Genomic DNA, 15,540 nt, shown 5'->3' on the forward strand with positions numbered 1-15,540 from the left:
CTTGATACGACTCTAATGCGGAACAAAGACGCCTTCCCTGCCTGAGGAAAGGCGTCTTTTGTTGATTGAGATTGCCATTGTATCGCCGATCGCTGCCGGGAGCCTGCGACCGCGGGAATGAAAGCGTCGAATCGCTGTGTTCAAAGCCTGAGCAAGCGATCCCGCCTCGCGCCCGACATCCGGTTCTATCCCGTAGAGCACGCGGATGCCCGCGGCTAGCCCGCTATTACGCCTCCTGGCCGGCTTCCTCCGCTTCCGGGGAAGCGTCATCGGAGGAGTTATCCTCGGCTTCGCCGTTTAACGACTGCAGAATTTGCGCAGCGAGCTTCTCGCCGATACCAAGCGGCTTGAAATCTTCGATCGCCGCTTCCTTGATCTTCTTCAGCGAGCCGAAATGCTTGAGCAGCGCTTTGCGGCGCTTCTCGCCGATCCCCGGGATGGAATCGAGCGTCGAGACGATCATCGACTTGGCTCTCGTCTCACGGTGGAAGGTGATGGCGAACCGGTGAACCTCGTCCTGAATGCGCTGCAGCAGGTAAAACTCCTGGCTGTCCCGCGGCAGCTGCACCACCTCGGGAGGCTCTCCCATCATCAGTTGAGCCGTCTTATGCTTTTCGTCCTTGACGAGCCCGCATACCGGAATATAGAGGCCCAGCTCATTCTCCAGCACGTCCACCGCAGCGGAGATCTGCCCCCTGCCTCCGTCGATTACGACCAGATCGGGCAGCGGCAGGTTCTCCTTGAGCACACGCTCGTACCGGCGGCGCACGACTTCGCGCATCGTTTCATAATCGTCGGGGCCTTGCACCGTGCGAATTTTATATTTGCGGTATTCCTTGCGGTCCGGCTTGCCGTCGGTAAAGACGACCATCGCGGATACAGGGTCCGAGCCTTGAATATTCGAGTTGTCGAACGCCTCGATGCGGTGAATGACGCCCGTGCCAAGCCATTCCCCCAGGTTCTCCACCGCCTTGATCGTCCGCTGCTCGTCGCGTTCGATCAGCCGGAACTTCTCTTCCAGAGCGACCCGGCCGTTGTCGCAGGCCATGTCGACCATATTTTTCTTCAAGCCGCGGCGCGGAATATGAATCTTCACCTTCAACCAGCTCTCCAGCGCCTCCTTGACGTCCGTCTTCAGCGAGCCTGCCGCCGCTCCGTCCTCTTCCGCAGCCGGCAGCTGCGCTTCGGCGGCAGCGTCCCCTTCTTCCTCTCCCGCCGCCGGCTCCGCAGGCAGAAACACTTCCTTCGGCAGCGCGGGATTATCGCTGTAATATTGCGTAATGAACGAGATGAAATCCTCGTATTCATCCCCGTAATAAGGGAAAGTCGACGTGTGCCGTTCGATCAGCTTGCCCTGACGCATATACAGAATTTGCACGCACATCCAGCCTTTATCGACGGCATAGCCGAACACATCGCGGTCGACGGCGTCAAGCGTCGTAATCTTCTGCTTCTCCATCACGGCGTCGATATGCACGATATGGTCGCGCAGCTCCTTGGCCCGCTCGAAGTTCAGCTCCTCCGCGGCTTCGTGCATTTTGCGCGTCAAATCCTGCTTGATCTCGTCATGCCCGCCGTTCAGAAACCGGCTGATCTCCTGAACCATCCGCTCGTATTCCTCGCTCGCCACCTCATACTCACAGGGTGCGACGCATTGCCCGAGGTGGTAGTACAGACAGACGCGATCCGGCAGCGTCTTGCATTTGCGCAGCGGATACAGCCGGTCGAGCAGCTTCTTCGTCTGCTGCGCGGCAAACGCGTTCGGATACGGACCGAAATATTTGCCTTTATCTTTATATACTCTGCGCGTCACTTCCAGGCGCGGATGCTTTTCGTTCGTGATCTTGATATACGGGAACGACTTGTCGTCCTTCAGCAGCACATTGTACCGCGGGTGATACTTTTTGATCAGATTGCACTCCAGAATTAACGCTTCCACGTTGCTGGCCGTCACGATATATTCGAAATCGACGATTTCAACTACGAGCGCCTGCGTTTTTGCGCTGTGGCTCCCGGTAAAATACGAACGCACCCGGTTGCGCAGCACTTTGGCCTTGCCTACGTATATGATCGTGCCTTCTTTATTTTTCATCAGATAACAGCCGGGCTTCTCCGGCAGCAGCGCAAGCTTGTTGCGAATTGCCTCCGCTCTTTGCTTCCGCTCTTGATCCCCTTCAACCATCGCCTTAGTTCCACTCCTTTCCCCTAAACAGCAAAAAAGCTCCTTTTCCCAGCATAGCAGAAAAAGAGCTTTTTCTCATTATGAGTTTTCTGTAGAAAACGATTATTGATTGCGAGTTACCACATTTTTCAACGCGTCCTTGGATTGGAAGCCAACCACTTTGTCGACCGGTTGTCCATCTTTGAACACGATCAACGTAGGAATGCTCATAACTCCAAAGCGCGATGCGGATTCAGGGTTGTCATCGACGTTGACTTTAGCGATTTTAACGCTATCCCCCAATTCTTTATCAAGCTCTTCCAATACAGGAGCGATCATTTTGCAAGGTCCGCACCAAGGCGCCCAGAAATCAACAAGAACCGTACCGGATCCTTCCACTTCGTTAGTGAAGGATTGGTCCGTTACATTTACGATAGCCATTGTAAGCTTTCTCCCTTCGACGGATAAAATGTTGTCAACAAGTAAAGTATACCACAAAGCACCCCATTTTCAACCGCGGCCCGCCCGTCCATCTGTTCCCATGGAACCGCAGCCTTCCGTGAACAAATTGTCCAAAAAACGTCGCACAATTGTCACTTTCACCTGCTTTACAATGAACTCTGAAGTTGGGTATACTATGATTAACTTAGTACACGCACAAGCTTGACAAACATGACTTATGCTTATCAAGCTGCCCGCTGGGCTGCCTTTAAGGAGGATATTCAAACATGAGCGATTCCAAACACCCTGAATTGCATGTAATGGAAGAACCCACCAACGACTTTCTGGATGTTGCCTCTGCTTTCGGCGCATTCTTCGGAGTTCTTCTTCTGATCGCGGTCATAGCTACGGTCATTCAAGTGATGATCCGCTAATCCGCCCGACTTGCCTTTGTTATCAAAAGTCTGTTCTGCTGCACAAGCGGGGCAGGCTTTTTTACCGTCCACAAAAAAATCCGGCCGCACATGACAGATGAACGGCCGGAACTCGGTTGCAGCTATAGGTTATGTTGACTTGCCGCGCTTGTTATACCCGTTGACCAGAATGACGTCGACGAAAGGCCGGATGCGGTCCATAATGCGGCGTCCTTTGAACTCCTCGTCGCCTTCCTTGCTCGTGAAGCTGAAATGCTGCTCCAGCGCGGTCAAATCGTGATTCGACGTAAAAAAGGTCGGCTTCCGGTTCATCCGGTAGTTCAGAATGGCTCCCATCACATGGTCCCGAAGCCAAGGATTGAGATTTTCCGCGCCGATATCGTCGAAGACGAGCAGATCCGTCTCCTTCAGCGCATCGATCGTTTCCTTCAGCTTCATCGGGTCCTGGAACATCGCCTTTAAATCCTCGGCGAAATCGGGCATATAGACGATAGCGCCGGTATAGCCGCTTTTGGCCAGCTCATGCAGCATATAGCACATCAGAAACGTCTTGCCGGTTCCGAAGCTGCCTGCCAAATACAAGCCCTGCTTCTGCAATCCCTCCTGCTTCGTCTGCAATATATAGCTGATCAATCGGTCGACGGCCTCTTCCCTGTCCGGGTCCTTATCGAAAATTTCCATTGAAGAGTAGCCCTGCGACAAGGCCCGCTCGTCGACGTAGAAGCTGCGAATGCGGCTGCGCACAACCTCCTGCGATTGCTGGGCGATAAATTTTTTGCACGACACTTTGTAATCGTACAGACGAGGCTCGCCGCCCGACGTCTCCACGTTCAGCATCGTATAATGCCCGGCGAAATCGTTCGGGCACTTGTCGAGCCCGGGGCATTCCGAGCATGTCTTATGCTCGGATACATATTGGTACAGCCGGTTCATATTGATCTTTAACGTATGATCGTCAAGAACCGGATATTTGACCCGCAGCTTTTGAATCAGCGGATCGGTCAATATTTGCCGGATTTTCTCCTCCGCCTGCCGGCGGTATTTCTGATTCGGTATAGAACGCAACACTTCGCCGAGTGATTCCATGGCAAGTTTTCCTCCTTCCCCGTCTGCGCGAGCGACTTAAATAACAGCGCTGTCCCCGGCCTCTTCGCTGATCGGCCGCATTTACGCCGCTTCATGGGCGATATTGGCGTTTGCCGCGGCTTACAGCTTCCCGTCGAGCATTTGCGCCCGGCGGCGCATTGCCTCGCGCTCCTCCGCTGTGCGCCGGGTTGCCGACGCGGAGGTGTCCTCTACAATAGGCAGCTGCGGCTTCTGCTTGACCCGGGCGCCTCCCCGCTGTCCGCCTGCATTCGCGGATGCGCGGCCGCCTCTCGGAGCCGTCTTGTTCTCCTTGTATCTCGTCTGCTCGCGGATATATTGCACCGCCTGCTCGTAAGTGCCGACCTGCTTGGCCAGCATATCGGTGACGCTGAACTCGATGGACGCTTTCGACCATGAACGTTTGTTCACGTATAAATAATGAATAAGTACGTTGATAACCTCTTCGCTGAGGCCGTAGTTCAAATCGACTTTGGCCAGCGTGTCGAGCAGCCCGTCCGGCACCGTTCCTTTGGAAAAAATTTTCTCCAGCAAATACGTGTACGGCTCGTTGCGCAATATATAGTTGTACTGATGCTGATTGCATTCGCCTTGAAAAATATCCGGCACTTCGAGATAAAACTCCATCTCGACCGCCTTTTCGGCGGCGGGCGCCGGAGCGGCCGCCGTCCCGTCTTCGGCTCCTCGGCTCTGCTCGACTCTGGACAAATACCGGGCGCGATCTTCACTGCGCTTCTTATCCTGACGGAACACCAAGTTCGCCTTATGCTGCAGCAAATCGAGCGCGATCTCGCCGCCCGCGTCGAAGATGCCGTCCTCGTCGAGCAGCCGGCACATATCCGTCAAATACAAGCCGTATTTCTTCGCCACATAATTGATCTTCGCCATCTGCTCGGGCTCGTACTTCAGCCGCTCCACAAACTCGCGGTTCGCCGATCCCCGGGGAAAATGCATAATAATATCGGAATACTGGAAGCCTTTAATCACCACCTCGGGTCTTTCCGCAGGATCGGGAGCGGACGGTTCGAACAACGCCTGCTCCAGCTCGTAATCGACGACCTGCGTATTGAGCCGGAAAAGCTCGTAGAACGGCACCGACAAATTTTCCGAATTCGCCTGCTTCAGATCTTCCGGCTCCGGCTGCACCAGCTCGTCCCGCAGCGAGAAGACCATATACTTGCCGACCTTATCCCGCAGCAGCAGCGTCAAATGCTGGTTTTTGAAAAACTCGCCCGGCGCCAGCGGGGCAAAGAGCGTGTATTCGTACACGTAATCGTCCGAAGCCTCGACAAACCGCCTTGTCGTCTTAAGCAGCCCGATCGCTTCCAGCTTCGAGGTCTGCTCGATAAAAAATTTGCGCCCCCGCTCCCCGCTCTCCAGCTCCAGAGCCAAAAACAGCTTCCGCTGCTGCTCCATCAGCGAACAGCCCGCCTTGTCCGCTGGCAGCTGCTGGAGCAGCGTGTAATAAAGGCTGATCGCAAACGCTCCGACCATCGGCTGATAAATGGCCGCAAGCATTTTCATATCCAGACTGCTTAACGCAAAATCGCGTATCACATAGAAACGGTGATACTCCGAAAAATGCAGCATATTCGTAATCCGCATGTACTCAAATCCCATCTTTGGTCTAACATAGTAACCTCCATTTTACCACAGAAATCGACACCTGGGCGATTGTCGGCAAAGAAAAAAACATGGCAATCCGGCCTGCGGCGATTTCCATGTTTTTCCGGTTTCCGGTATCGTGCCGGATGCATCTATTCGGCGATAATTTCCTTCACCCTGCCGACGATGCCGTCCGTCAGACGGACCTTGATGCCGTGCGGATGGCTCGGCGAATTGGTCAGTATGTCTTTGACCACTCCGTCGGTAAGCTTGCCGGTGCGCTGATCCTGCTTTTGCACGATGCGAACCTTTCGGCCGGGGACGACGTCTTTGCGAAGTTGACCGTTCATTCCAATGCCCCCTTTCTCATCCGGCGCTAGTGCAAGCGCCGCCTAGAACATTTTAAAGCCTTTCTGACGAAGCGATTTGATCGTCGAGCCGCTTAGGATCGCCCCGATCAGGCCGCCGATTGCCGGGATATAGTCGGCCAGCGAATATTCCGATAGGTTGGAGGCAAGCGAGCCCGTCTCCCATCCCCAATAAATGACAAGTCCGATAACGAGTGCGATATAACCGTAGATCGGGAACCAGGTCGTTTTCATCAGCATGTTCAAAATAAACCCGAGTCCGAAAAACAGGACGAACAAGAGTACAGTCACGATAATCAACTGCAGCAAGTCGGCCAACTCCTTTATTCATGAGCTTTAGAAGTGTGGTGAAACACGCTGACTGCGCATGCAAAAGCATCTTCCGATCGCTGTTGTTTCCGGATTTCTTGAATGGTACGCCCGTGAAACGGTTGAAATCCAGAAATAAAGGCGAGCGCTTCGCTTCTCCAGATTGCTTTCGCTTGCTTCGTTTGCTTGTTCACCGCACTTTTAGATACAGTTATGTCTATTTTATATAAATTTCGGCTCCGGGTAAAGTGAACGCTTCATGAACGTGAAAGCTTGCAAATTTATTTTTCTGCGGAAAAAAGCGGCTCCAAAATTTGCCCTTTGGGATTGATTTGGATACAATGAAACAAGTAAAAAAGCGATAACGAATTTATATACAAAGGAGTGTCTCCCATGAGCGATGTAGTAAACACACTGGAAGGCTGGTATTCGCTGCACGATTTCCGCGCCATCGATTGGAATGCATGGAAGAGCCTGACACAACAGGAAAGAAACCGCGCCGAGGACGAGCTGTACAGTCTGCTGGCTCAATATCAAAGCACCGAAGACCGGAAAGAGGGAAGCACGGCGTTCTACAGCATCGTCGGCCAGAAGGCGGACTTCATGTTCATGCATCTGCGCGAAACGCTGGAAGAATTGAACGAGCTGGAAACCGAGTTCAACAAATCGATGTTCGCCCAAGTGACCGTTCCGACCTATTCCTATGTGTCCATCGTCGAGCTCGGAGGCTATATGGCCAAGCCCGGCGTCGATCCGATGCAGGACCCGGACATTTTGGCCCGCTTGAAGCCTACTTTGCCCAAAGCGAAGCATGTCTGCTTCTACCCGATGGACAAGCGCCGCGAAGGCAATGACAACTGGTATATGCTCTCTACCGAGGAACGCCGCAACTTCATGCGTTCCCACGGGATGATCGGCCGCAGCTACGCAGGCAAAATCAAGCAGATCATCACCGGCTCCATCGGTCTCGACGATTGGGAATGGGGCGTTACGCTGTTCGCCGACGATGCGCTGCAGTTCAAAAAAATCGTCCATGAAATGCGCTTCGACGAAACGAGCGCGCGCTTCGGAGAGTTCGGCGACTTCTATGTCGGCAACCTGCTCGACCGCAGCAAGATGGAAGCTATGCTCAAGCTGTAAAACCGTCTGCGGAGGAGCTCTCCCCCCGCATATAATGAGAAAAATACCTTGTTCGAGGGATGCGATCCGCCCGAGCAAGGTATTTTTTTGTGTTAAGGCAGCGCTGCAGGCGAGCCTAGCGCCCGCCCTGCCGTTTATTCGTCGTCATCGTCATCGTCGAACCGCGCGTCGCGGCTTGCTTCCGCCTTGCTGGCCAAATAAGCTTCCGTATCCCGGTCACGCTGCCGCGACTTCTCCTTCAGCCGCTCGATCGCGGGCATGATGAGGATGTCGATTTCCTTTTGCACAGTATAGACCAGATCGTACCGCGTCTGAGATTCGAGATAATGCCCTACGTCCATCAAAGCGTTGTAACGATCCAGCTCGTCGCGCGTCAGCAGTCCGCGTACTTGCACGCTGCAGTGACGCATAGATTAAAACCGGCCTTTCTTAAGTACGAGCGGAATCCCGCCGATAATATATAAGTAGCGCATATCGACGAGCTTTTTCATCACCGCGGCGGTTCCGCCCTTCAACTTGCGGGAACCGACGATGCCGATCGCTTCGCCGCGGCCGAGAGAAGCCACGGTGCCTTTGCTTTGATAGACGAAGCTCTTAAGCTGCTCGCCTCGGATCGAAGCGACCAGATTGTGCGCGCACACATCGGCCTGCTGCATCGAAATTTGCGCCGTAGGCGGGTATGGACGCCCTTCGGGGCTCATTACGATCGAACAGTCGCCCAGCACGTAGATGTTCTCGTGGCCCGGCGCCCGCAAATAGTCGTCGACCTTGATGCGTCCGCGCATCGTCTCGAAACCGGCGTCGTCAAGCATATGATTGCCGCGGATGCCCCCGGTCCACACGACCGTAGCGGCTTTGATTTCTTCTCCTGTAGCGAGCGATACGCCTTCCGGCGTACATTCTTTGATCGCTGTCGCGATTTTGAACGTTACTCCCTTATTTTCAAGCACTTTCATCGCGTATTCGACAAGCTCCGGATCAAAGCCCGGCAGCGCCGTCGGCGCCGCTTCGATATTATATATTTTGACAATGGAAGGATCGACGTCATGCTCCTTGCACAGCTGCGGAATCCGGTCGGCCAGCTCGCCGACGAATTCGATGCCCGTAAATCCGGCCCCGCCGACGACGAATGTCAAATAATCGGTGCGCGACGGCTCGCGTTTGAACTTCGCAAATTGATATTCGATATGCTCGCGAATGAAGCGGACGCTGTTAATGCTGCGGATGCTGAGCGCATGCTCTTTCAGTCCCGGGATGCCGAACGTCTCCGGCTCTCCGCCTAGTCCGACGACCAGATAATCGTAGGAAAGCGTCCCTTCTTCCAGAATAACCTTCTTCTCGTGAGGCCGAATCTGCACGACAGTCGATTTTACGAAATCGATCTTGAATTCGTCGATCAGCTTCAAAATATTTACCCGTGCGTTCTCCGGATTATCCGTTCCTGCCGCCGGCATGTGCAGATGGGTCGTAATGTAGTGGTAGTCATGTTTGTTAACAAGCGTTACGTCCGCTTCGTTATAATTCAATTCTTTTTGCAAACGAATAGCCGTTACGATGCCGCCGTATCCTGCTCCCAAAATGACTATTCTTGGTATTCGACTCATGGTTTAATCCCTTCCATCACGTTATTTTCTGTCTTATTGTATGATTTCACAAAACCGATTGTGAAAAATTACACAAACCGAGCCGGAATGTATTATTCTGAGATCGTTTAGGCTGGAAATAAGCAATATATCATCGTTTGTGTATCTTGAAATAGATCGGTTTTAAACAGTTCTCATGACATGATATAATGTATGAAGCCAAATAGCAAGCTTTATTTTCGAACAAAAAGAGCGAAACAAACCCAGGCGGCACAAGGTACGGCGGGAATTCTCCGGTTTACTGACAATTGGTCGCAGACAGCCTTGGATGAGGATTTCTCGCTAGCGCTTATGTCATTTGAAGGGCTGAACCAATCCCCCAAAAGTGACGTGATGCTCTGAAGCTTATTCCGTCCGCATCCAGCTTCAGCTGGATCGGTTAGACATTACTTTCGGGGGAGCACCCGGATTTCCACAGGATATGGCTGCACATAAATTTCCTAAACAAAAAAAAAAGGAGGCAGGTCAACTGACCTGTACCTCTCCGTTATAGTATTCCAAATTAATTTTACGGCGTCTAATCTCTGCCAGCAGCAATTCGAGAAATTCTTCTTCCAGTTTCAAGTTCAGCGCTTTGAAGTACGAATCGATTAAAATTTCATTGCTCATCAATCTCATACAATCACCTTACTTCGTTAATGTAAAATTATATTACCACGCCCCCATAATTAGAACAAGTGTTCCGTTATCCACAAGCTTTTGTGTATATCCTGTTAGCACATTGTTAATAAGTGTAAAATAAGGGGTAAACATGGGCTGTATAATGTGGACAGATTTATACACAAGCTATCTCCCGTTTTTTCGATAAAAATATATGATCATAAAATAAATACGGCAGCCTCTCCTTTATCGGATAGACTGCCGTGCCTAATATTGACGTAAAAGTGAGACGAAATACGACGGCTGCCCCGAAACGATATCCAGGGGCAACAGGGAATCTTCTACATTCCCGCTTCCGTTAGCTCGCTTTCCTTGTACACCGGTCTTCCCGGCCGCCGCTTCGGTATTAGGCGGTCTCCGACTCCGCAGCATCGGCGGGCGGACTGATTCTCAGCTTGCGCTTCTGCATCGATTTAAACTCCAATTGCGGTTCATACACGATATGAGGATCGCTGACATCCCGCGAGTCATTCCAGTAGCACTGCACGCTCTTCCCCGGTTCGGCGCCCCGGAACATTTTGCAGCCCTGACAATACGTCTTCAACTGGGCGTCATCCAGCGAAACCACCTTGTTGCGCAAGCAGCAGTACACATTCCCCGCCGCGTTCGCATAATTCATATGATCAACAAATGCCATATTGCATCATCCCTATTCACGTTGGATTTTCTCATAGTTTTCTAAGAGTACTATGCATTATATAAGAAAGCTTTTAAAAAGACGCTCGAAATTTGCAGCCGCTCCAAAAAATTTTCCGCCTATCTTCCGCTCGATTTCTGTAGGTTCTTATCGTCTTATGGCTGCTTGGCGCAGCGAAAGCTTGAACGAATAAGAAATAACCTCCCAAAACCGAGAGAAGCGTCAGCTTTGAAAGGTTATACCCTACTTTATCTCACTTTTAACCCGAAGGCAATTGTCAAATGTATTCCAAGCTAGGAAATGCCCTCCTTAATGTCACCGCCATCACAGTAATCCTTTAGCATACGTTCCCTGCATAAAACAAAAACCTCCTCACCGGTTTGATGCGATATCAACCGTTAAGGAGGCTTGATTAACAATCTATAAGCGTGCAAATTAGGTGCTCAAACGCCGATACTCCACGTTACGCTTCGACTTTATCGTCGCATTTCTCAGGCGCGCCCTCTTCGTCCTTCACTTTGAAGGAAGAACCGCAGCCGCAGGAAGCAACCGCGTTGGGATTATCGATGGTAAAGCCCCCGCCCATGCCGGCGTCTTTGTAGTCGATTTCGACTCCATACAAATATTTGGCCGAATCCGCGTCGACGACGACCTTCAAGCCGTTCATTTCGAAGGTTTTGTCGTCCTCCGCTTCCTTATCGTCGAAGCCCATGCCGTAGGAGAACCCGCTGCAGCCGCCCTCTTTGACGCCGAGGCGCAGGAACAATCCAGGAGTTCCTTCGTTCTCCAGCAATTCTTTAATTTTATCGCTTGCCGATTCGCTGATTTTAATCATCGTATTATCCTCCCTTACGGAATATATAGTCAGCGCCCTCCCTCATGCGGAAGGCCATGAAAGACGCACTCGCCTTGCCAAGAAACATGCCCCGAAAGCTCATAAAGCTTCTACCTCTACAGTATACTCCTATTAAGGTTTCACCTCAAGGACTTCTATCCCTTCCGCGCGTCAATTTGACGGCCCGAAGAAGCCTTGACTCCATTTTGTCCAACTGTGTATTGCCCCGCCTTCATATGAGGTTTATAATAGATAATATTGTTTCGTATCTTCCTGCTATAAACATCCAATTTCGCCCGGTTGTTTGACGGCTGGCGAATGCGCATGTGCAACCTTTCACAACCTAGAATCGGCTGTTGACCTTAGTCATGTCCACGAAGCATTTCAGGGCATTTTTTTCGCTTGCGCCCATGAAGCGCTGCATTATTCGGAAACGCTGGTTTCATGCGTGCCAGACACGTATTTTTTCCTATATTATATCGATTATACGGAGGTGGCTTTATGAGCATCGTAATCACCAATCCCGATCAGCGGATGGCCGAAATTGCAGAAAAAGTAAAGCATGGAGAAAGATTATCCCTGGAAGACGGGGTATTCCTCTACCAATCGGAGGATTTGCTAACCATTGGTCAATTAGCTAATGAAGTGAACCTGCGGAAAAACGGTAAAAAGGTGTATTTCATCGACAATATGAGCCTTTATTTTACCAATGTGTGCGAGGCCCACTGTGCGTTCTGTCATTTCCGCCGCGACGAAGGCGAGGAAGGAGCCTATACGTTAAGCCCGGAAGAGATGTTCGAATTTATCGACGCTCATATCCAGCCCGGCTTGCGCGAATTCCATATCGCCCAGGGCCATAATCCGCATGTGCCGTTCGAATATTATGTCGATTCGATCCGCAAGCTGAAGGAGCGTTATCCTCATGTGACGATCAAAGCGCATACCGCGGCGGAGATCGAGTTTTATTCGCGCATCAGTGGGTTAAGCTATAAAGAGGTTCTGCAAACGCTGATGGACGCCGGACTGGAGACGCTGACGGGCGGGGGCGCGGAAATATTGTCCGAGCGTTACCGCAAAAAAATGGGCGTCGGCAAAGCGACTACCGACCAATGGCTCCAGGTTCAGCGGGACGCTCACTCCCTCGGCCTCAAGACGCATGCCACGATGCTGTACGGCTCGATCGAAACGCTGGAGGAACGCATTCAGCATATGATCCTGCTGCGGGAGCTGCAGGACGAAACGAACGGCTTTATGGTGTTTATTCCGAACTCCGTGCAGCCTGCCAGCGTCAACGCCGGCATCAAGCGCCGCGTATCGGCCTTCGACAATCTTAAAACGCTCGCGATCAGCCGTCTGATGGTCGATAATATTCAGCATATTAAAGCCTACTTCATTAATCTGGGAACCCAGCTGACGCAAATCGCTCTCACCTTCGGAGCCTCCGACGTCCACGGAACGATTGTGAAGGAACGCATCAGCCATGCCGCCGGCGCTCTGTCCCCGGACAGCATGACGCGCGACGAGCTGGTCTGGCTTGTGAAGGGAGCCGGGCGCATTCCGGTTGAGCGCGATACATTCTATAACGAAATCAAAGTATACTGATTCCACTTGCCTGCCATGGTGTGCGCATAACAGAAAGGGTTAATGACTGATGAAGAAAATGGTTATTTTGGGCGGAGGGTACGGCGGACTTACCGTCGCTACCGAGCTGCTGGAAAAAGATTTGCCGTCGGATACGGTGCTTGTGCTGATCGACCGCATGCCTTATCAAGGGCTGAAAACCGAATATTACGCTCTGGCTGCCGGCACGATATCCGACCAGGACATCCGCGTCCAATTCCCTGTCGATCCCAGGCTCATCCTGAAATACGGCGAAGTGACGGGCGTCGATCTGGAGCAGAAGCTGATTTTGTTCGAAAACGACGAACCGCTCTCGTACGATTGGCTCGTTATCGGACTCGGCTGCGTCGATAAATATCATAACATCGAGGGAGCCCAGCAGTTTTCTCAAAGCATTCAGACGATGTCCTCGACGCGCAAAACGTATCAAGCGGTCAACGATATCGCCCCTTACGGGCAAGTCACGATCGTCGGCGGCGGTTTGAGCGGCGTCGAGATGGCGGCGGAGCTGCGGGAGAGCCGCGCGGATTTGAATATCCGCATTCTGGACCGCGGGGGCAGCGTATTGTCCGCGTTCCCGGAAAAACTGCAAAGATTCGTGCGGGATTGGATGATGGAGCATGATATCGAAATGCGGTCGCATGTTGGTCTTACCCGTCTCGAAGGGGGCATTTTGCATAATCAGCAGGAGCTCATTTATACGGACGTAACCATCTGGACAGCCGGCATTCAACCTAGCCCGATCGTGCAAAAACTACAGCTGCCCAAAGATAGCCAGGGGCGGATTATTATTAACGAATACCATCAGATCCACGATTACCCCGAGGTGTACGTGATCGGCGACTGTGCGTCGCTGCCGCTCTCTCCGAGCGCTCAGGCGGCGCAAGGCCAGGGAAAACAAATCGCGGACGTGCTTCGCGCCGTATGGAGAAACGAAACCCCTCGGCTCGGCAAAATCAAGCTCAAAGGGGTTCTCGGATCGCTCGGCAAAAAATCCGGCTTTGCTCTGCTCGGCAAACGCCCGATGACCGGCATCGTGCCAAGAGCCATCAAGAGCGGCGTGCTGTGGAGATCGAAGCGGCATTTCGGATAAAGCCTTATGGCTCACTCAAAGAGATCGAACATCGCTTCGATCTCTTTAATTTTTTGCTCTACCTGCAGCTCCAGCTCTTCCGCGCTGGCCGCGGCGACGATCTCTCCGTTGACCAAAGCGAACGGAAACAGATAGCATTCTCCGCAGTTGCCAAGACAGCCGTATTCGATGACATCGTATTCGGGATTGTTCTCGAGCTTTTTCATGAGCTGATCCGTTCCGTGGTGCATATTATTCGTGCAAAATTCGATGATGGGTCTCATGATTTCATCAACCGCCTTGTTAACCATTTTAATTTTGAACCCGATGTAATATAATATAGAAATAGAAAGGAGTTGAACCAAATGAGTGAAAATGCACAAAGCACCATGTACGATGAAGTGCTGGAAGTTTTAGATAAGCTGCGTCCGTTCTTGCAGCGCGACGGCGGCGACGTCGAACTGGTCGATGTTGAGGACGGCATCGTCAAGCTGAAGCTGATGGGTGCCTGCGGCAGCTGCCCGAGCTCGACGATTACGCTGAAAGCCGGTATTGAACGCGCTTTGCTCGAAGAGGTTGAAGGCGTTCAAGAGGTTGTCCAAGTATTCTAATTCCATCTTTTTCGAAAGATGAACCGAAGGCCTGTGCGCGCTATGCGCCAGGTCTTTTTTTTCGTTTAGTTCGCTCCCGGAGCGTGCGCCCCGACAATCGTGCGGATCGGGTCCAAACCGCCGGATACATCCATCATGTTGCCGGTAATAAAATCGGAACGCTCCTCGCACAAAAAAGCGATCACCCTGGCAATATCTTCTCCAGCGCCAGGGCGGCCGCGCGGCGACTCTTGGTCAACCTCATGCTCCACTTCCGCAATCGTCTTCTCTTTATTGGCTCCGCGAATATCCCCGGGACAGATCATATTGACCGTAATGCCGTTCGCCGCTTCCTCCACCGCCAGCGTTTTGGTGAACGAAACGAGCCCGACCTTGGCGGCTGCGTATACGGCCCGGTGCGGCCAGCCTCTCGCCTCGGCGGCATGTCCGAAACCGAAATGGACAATTCTGCCCCAGCGGTTTCTTCTCATCAGCGGCAGCACCAGATGATCAAGCTGCATAACCCCGAGCAGGTTGCCGTTCACTAAATATTCGATCTCCCGCAGCTCATACTCCGCGAATAACCTGCGTTCCCTAATGAACGGACCCGCATTGTTAATTAATATATCGATGCCTCCCAGCTCTGAGACGGCTTGTTCCACAAGCTCCTTCATTTGGCCGAAATCCGCCACGTCGCCGCGGATCGCCAAACAGCGAACTCCCTTGACCTCTATGTGCGCTTTAAGCTCTTGAGCTTCCCGATCGCTGTTGACATAATTAATGACAATGTCACAGCCGGCATCGGCCAGCGACAGCGCCGTCATTTTGCCCAGTCCTTTGGCGCTTCCCGTAATGAGTGCGACCTTCCGCTGTTTCTTCATTCCCGTGTCCGCCCTCCCCTAAATTTTCCCCACGCCAATG

18 protein-coding genes are annotated in these 15,540 nt (G+C 52.2%); 5 read left to right on the forward strand and 13 right to left on the reverse strand.

Annotated elements, in window-relative coordinates:
* Positions 1-226: 226 nt before the first annotated feature.
* Together uvrC and trxA are read right to left on the reverse strand one after the other, a co-directional pair.
* Positions 227-2,182 carry an excinuclease ABC subunit UvrC gene (uvrC, locus tag N0M98_RS08665; protein ID WP_259617570.1) on the reverse strand — a complete coding sequence of 652 codons (1,956 nt, stop codon included), beginning with the start codon at positions 2,180-2,182 and terminating at the stop codon, positions 227-229.
* 102 nt (positions 2,183-2,284) lie between these two features.
* Positions 2,285-2,602, reverse strand: coding sequence for a thioredoxin (gene trxA / locus N0M98_RS08670; RefSeq protein ID WP_249861795.1), 318 nt, complete (start codon positions 2,600-2,602; stop codon positions 2,285-2,287).
* Positions 2,603-2,889: 287 nt separating this feature from the next.
* Here trxA and N0M98_RS08675 point away from each other — a divergent pair, with 287 nt between their 5' ends.
* Positions 2,890-3,036: a YqzM family protein gene (locus N0M98_RS08675; protein ID WP_259617571.1), complete on the forward strand. Its 147-nt coding sequence runs from the start codon at positions 2,890-2,892 to the stop codon at positions 3,034-3,036.
* 129 nt (positions 3,037-3,165) lie between these two features.
* Here the strand turns inward: N0M98_RS08675 and dnaI are convergent, their stop codons facing one another.
* The 4 genes from dnaI to N0M98_RS08695 form a co-directional block, all read right to left on the reverse strand.
* The gene (dnaI, locus tag N0M98_RS08680; RefSeq protein ID WP_259617572.1) at positions 3,166-4,122 is read right to left on the reverse strand and encodes a primosomal protein DnaI; all 957 of its coding nucleotides are present in this window, start codon (positions 4,120-4,122) and stop codon (positions 3,166-3,168) included.
* Positions 4,123-4,242: 120 nt separating this feature from the next.
* On the reverse strand, positions 4,243-5,745 hold the full coding sequence (locus N0M98_RS08685) for a replication initiation and membrane attachment family protein (protein WP_259617573.1): 1,503 nt from the start codon (positions 5,743-5,745) through the stop codon (positions 4,243-4,245).
* Positions 5,746-5,897: 152 nt separating this feature from the next.
* Positions 5,898-6,095 (reverse strand): YwbE family protein, encoded by a 198-nt coding sequence (locus N0M98_RS08690; protein WP_249861791.1) that lies wholly within the window; start codon positions 6,093-6,095, stop codon positions 5,898-5,900.
* 42 nt (positions 6,096-6,137) lie between these two features.
* Positions 6,138-6,422, reverse strand: coding sequence for a YuiB family protein (locus tag N0M98_RS08695; RefSeq protein WP_249861790.1), 285 nt, complete (start codon positions 6,420-6,422; stop codon positions 6,138-6,140).
* A 393-nt stretch (positions 6,423-6,815) separates the two neighbouring features.
* On the opposite strand from N0M98_RS08695, the gene hemQ reads away from it, so the two are divergent.
* Complete coding sequence (hemQ, locus tag N0M98_RS08700; protein ID WP_259617574.1) at positions 6,816-7,562, forward strand: hydrogen peroxide-dependent heme synthase; 747 nt, start codon at positions 6,816-6,818, stop codon at positions 7,560-7,562.
* A gap of 134 nt (positions 7,563-7,696) precedes the next feature.
* On the opposite strand, the gene N0M98_RS08705 is transcribed toward hemQ, so the two are convergent.
* The 5 genes from N0M98_RS08705 to erpA all read right to left on the reverse strand — a co-directional run bounded on the left by N0M98_RS08705 (position 7,697) and on the right by erpA (position 11,364).
* Entirely contained in the window at positions 7,697-7,972 is a 276-nt protein-coding gene (locus N0M98_RS08705) for a hypothetical protein (protein WP_259617575.1), read from the reverse strand.
* Between the two features lie 3 nt (positions 7,973-7,975).
* On the reverse strand, positions 7,976-9,166 hold the full coding sequence (locus tag N0M98_RS08710; protein WP_249861787.1) for an NAD(P)/FAD-dependent oxidoreductase: 1,191 nt from the start codon (positions 9,164-9,166) through the stop codon (positions 7,976-7,978).
* Positions 9,167-9,670: 504 nt separating this feature from the next.
* Positions 9,671-9,814 (reverse strand): sporulation histidine kinase inhibitor Sda, encoded by a 144-nt coding sequence (gene sda, locus N0M98_RS08715; RefSeq protein WP_375295461.1) that lies wholly within the window; start codon positions 9,812-9,814, stop codon positions 9,671-9,673.
* A 397-nt stretch (positions 9,815-10,211) separates the two neighbouring features.
* Positions 10,212-10,502 (reverse strand): hypothetical protein, encoded by a 291-nt coding sequence (locus N0M98_RS08720; RefSeq protein ID WP_249861785.1) that lies wholly within the window; start codon positions 10,500-10,502, stop codon positions 10,212-10,214.
* Between the two features lie 463 nt (positions 10,503-10,965).
* Complete coding sequence (erpA, locus tag N0M98_RS08725) at positions 10,966-11,364, reverse strand: iron-sulfur cluster insertion protein ErpA (RefSeq protein ID WP_259617647.1); 399 nt, start codon at positions 11,362-11,364, stop codon at positions 10,966-10,968.
* Positions 11,365-11,838: 474 nt separating this feature from the next.
* Between erpA and mqnE the strand changes: the two genes are divergently transcribed.
* Positions 11,839-12,939, forward strand: a complete 1,101-nt coding sequence (gene mqnE, locus N0M98_RS08730; RefSeq protein WP_259617576.1) for an aminofutalosine synthase MqnE — start codon at positions 11,839-11,841, stop codon at positions 12,937-12,939.
* Positions 12,940-12,988: 49 nt separating this feature from the next.
* A complete protein-coding gene (locus N0M98_RS08735) occupies positions 12,989-14,050 on the forward strand; it encodes an NAD(P)/FAD-dependent oxidoreductase (protein ID WP_249861782.1) in 1,062 nt (353 codons plus the stop codon).
* An 11-nt stretch (positions 14,051-14,061) separates the two neighbouring features.
* On the opposite strand, the gene N0M98_RS08740 is transcribed toward N0M98_RS08735, so the two are convergent.
* Positions 14,062-14,313 (reverse strand): YuzB family protein, encoded by a 252-nt coding sequence (locus tag N0M98_RS08740; RefSeq protein ID WP_259617577.1) that lies wholly within the window; start codon positions 14,311-14,313, stop codon positions 14,062-14,064.
* Between the two features lie 81 nt (positions 14,314-14,394).
* On the opposite strand from N0M98_RS08740, the gene N0M98_RS08745 reads away from it, so the two are divergent.
* A complete protein-coding gene (locus N0M98_RS08745; protein WP_028547362.1) occupies positions 14,395-14,640 on the forward strand; it encodes a NifU family protein in 246 nt (81 codons plus the stop codon).
* Positions 14,641-14,705: 65 nt separating this feature from the next.
* Here N0M98_RS08745 and N0M98_RS08750 read toward each other — a convergent pair whose 3' ends face one another.
* Complete coding sequence (locus tag N0M98_RS08750; RefSeq protein ID WP_259617578.1) at positions 14,706-15,500, reverse strand: SDR family oxidoreductase; 795 nt, start codon at positions 15,498-15,500, stop codon at positions 14,706-14,708.
* Between the last annotated feature and the right edge of the window lie 40 nt (positions 15,501-15,540).

The sequence above is a fragment of the Paenibacillus doosanensis genome (genome assembly GCF_025060755.1).
Classification (GTDB): Bacteria; Bacillota; Bacilli; order Paenibacillales; family NBRC-103111; genus Paenibacillus_S; species Paenibacillus_S doosanensis.

Excerpts from the sequence above, each read along its gene's own strand:
- uvrC (WP_259617570.1), bottom strand. The coding sequence starts at position 2,182 with ATGGTTGAAGGGGATCAAGAGCGGAAGCAAAGAGCGGAGGCAATTCGC.
- trxA (WP_249861795.1), bottom strand. The coding sequence starts at position 2,602 with ATGGCTATCGTAAATGTAACGGACCAATCCTTCACTAACGAAGTGGAA.
- N0M98_RS08675 (WP_259617571.1), top strand. The coding sequence starts at position 2,890 with ATGAGCGATTCCAAACACCCTGAATTGCATGTAATGGAAGAACCCACC.
- dnaI (WP_259617572.1), bottom strand. The coding sequence starts at position 4,122 with ATGGAATCACTCGGCGAAGTGTTGCGTTCTATACCGAATCAGAAATAC.
- N0M98_RS08685 (WP_259617573.1), bottom strand. The coding sequence starts at position 5,745 with ATGCGGATTACGAATATGCTGCATTTTTCGGAGTATCACCGTTTCTAT.
- N0M98_RS08690 (WP_249861791.1), bottom strand. The coding sequence starts at position 6,095 with ATGAACGGTCAACTTCGCAAAGACGTCGTCCCCGGCCGAAAGGTTCGC.
- hemQ (WP_259617574.1), top strand. The coding sequence starts at position 6,816 with ATGAGCGATGTAGTAAACACACTGGAAGGCTGGTATTCGCTGCACGAT.
- N0M98_RS08705 (WP_259617575.1), bottom strand. The coding sequence starts at position 7,972 with ATGCGTCACTGCAGCGTGCAAGTACGCGGACTGCTGACGCGCGACGAG.
- N0M98_RS08710 (WP_249861787.1), bottom strand. The coding sequence starts at position 9,166 with ATGAGTCGAATACCAAGAATAGTCATTTTGGGAGCAGGATACGGCGGC.
- sda (WP_375295461.1), bottom strand. The coding sequence starts at position 9,814 with ATGAGCAATGAAATTTTAATCGATTCGTACTTCAAAGCGCTGAACTTG.
- N0M98_RS08720 (WP_249861785.1), bottom strand. The coding sequence starts at position 10,502 with ATGGCATTTGTTGATCATATGAATTATGCGAACGCGGCGGGGAATGTG.
- mqnE (WP_259617576.1), top strand. The coding sequence starts at position 11,839 with ATGAGCATCGTAATCACCAATCCCGATCAGCGGATGGCCGAAATTGCA.
- N0M98_RS08735 (WP_249861782.1), top strand. The coding sequence starts at position 12,989 with ATGAAGAAAATGGTTATTTTGGGCGGAGGGTACGGCGGACTTACCGTC.
- N0M98_RS08740 (WP_259617577.1), bottom strand. The coding sequence starts at position 14,313 with ATGAGACCCATCATCGAATTTTGCACGAATAATATGCACCACGGAACG.
- N0M98_RS08745 (WP_028547362.1), top strand. The coding sequence starts at position 14,395 with ATGAGTGAAAATGCACAAAGCACCATGTACGATGAAGTGCTGGAAGTT.
- N0M98_RS08750 (WP_259617578.1), bottom strand. The coding sequence starts at position 15,500 with ATGAAGAAACAGCGGAAGGTCGCACTCATTACGGGAAGCGCCAAAGGA.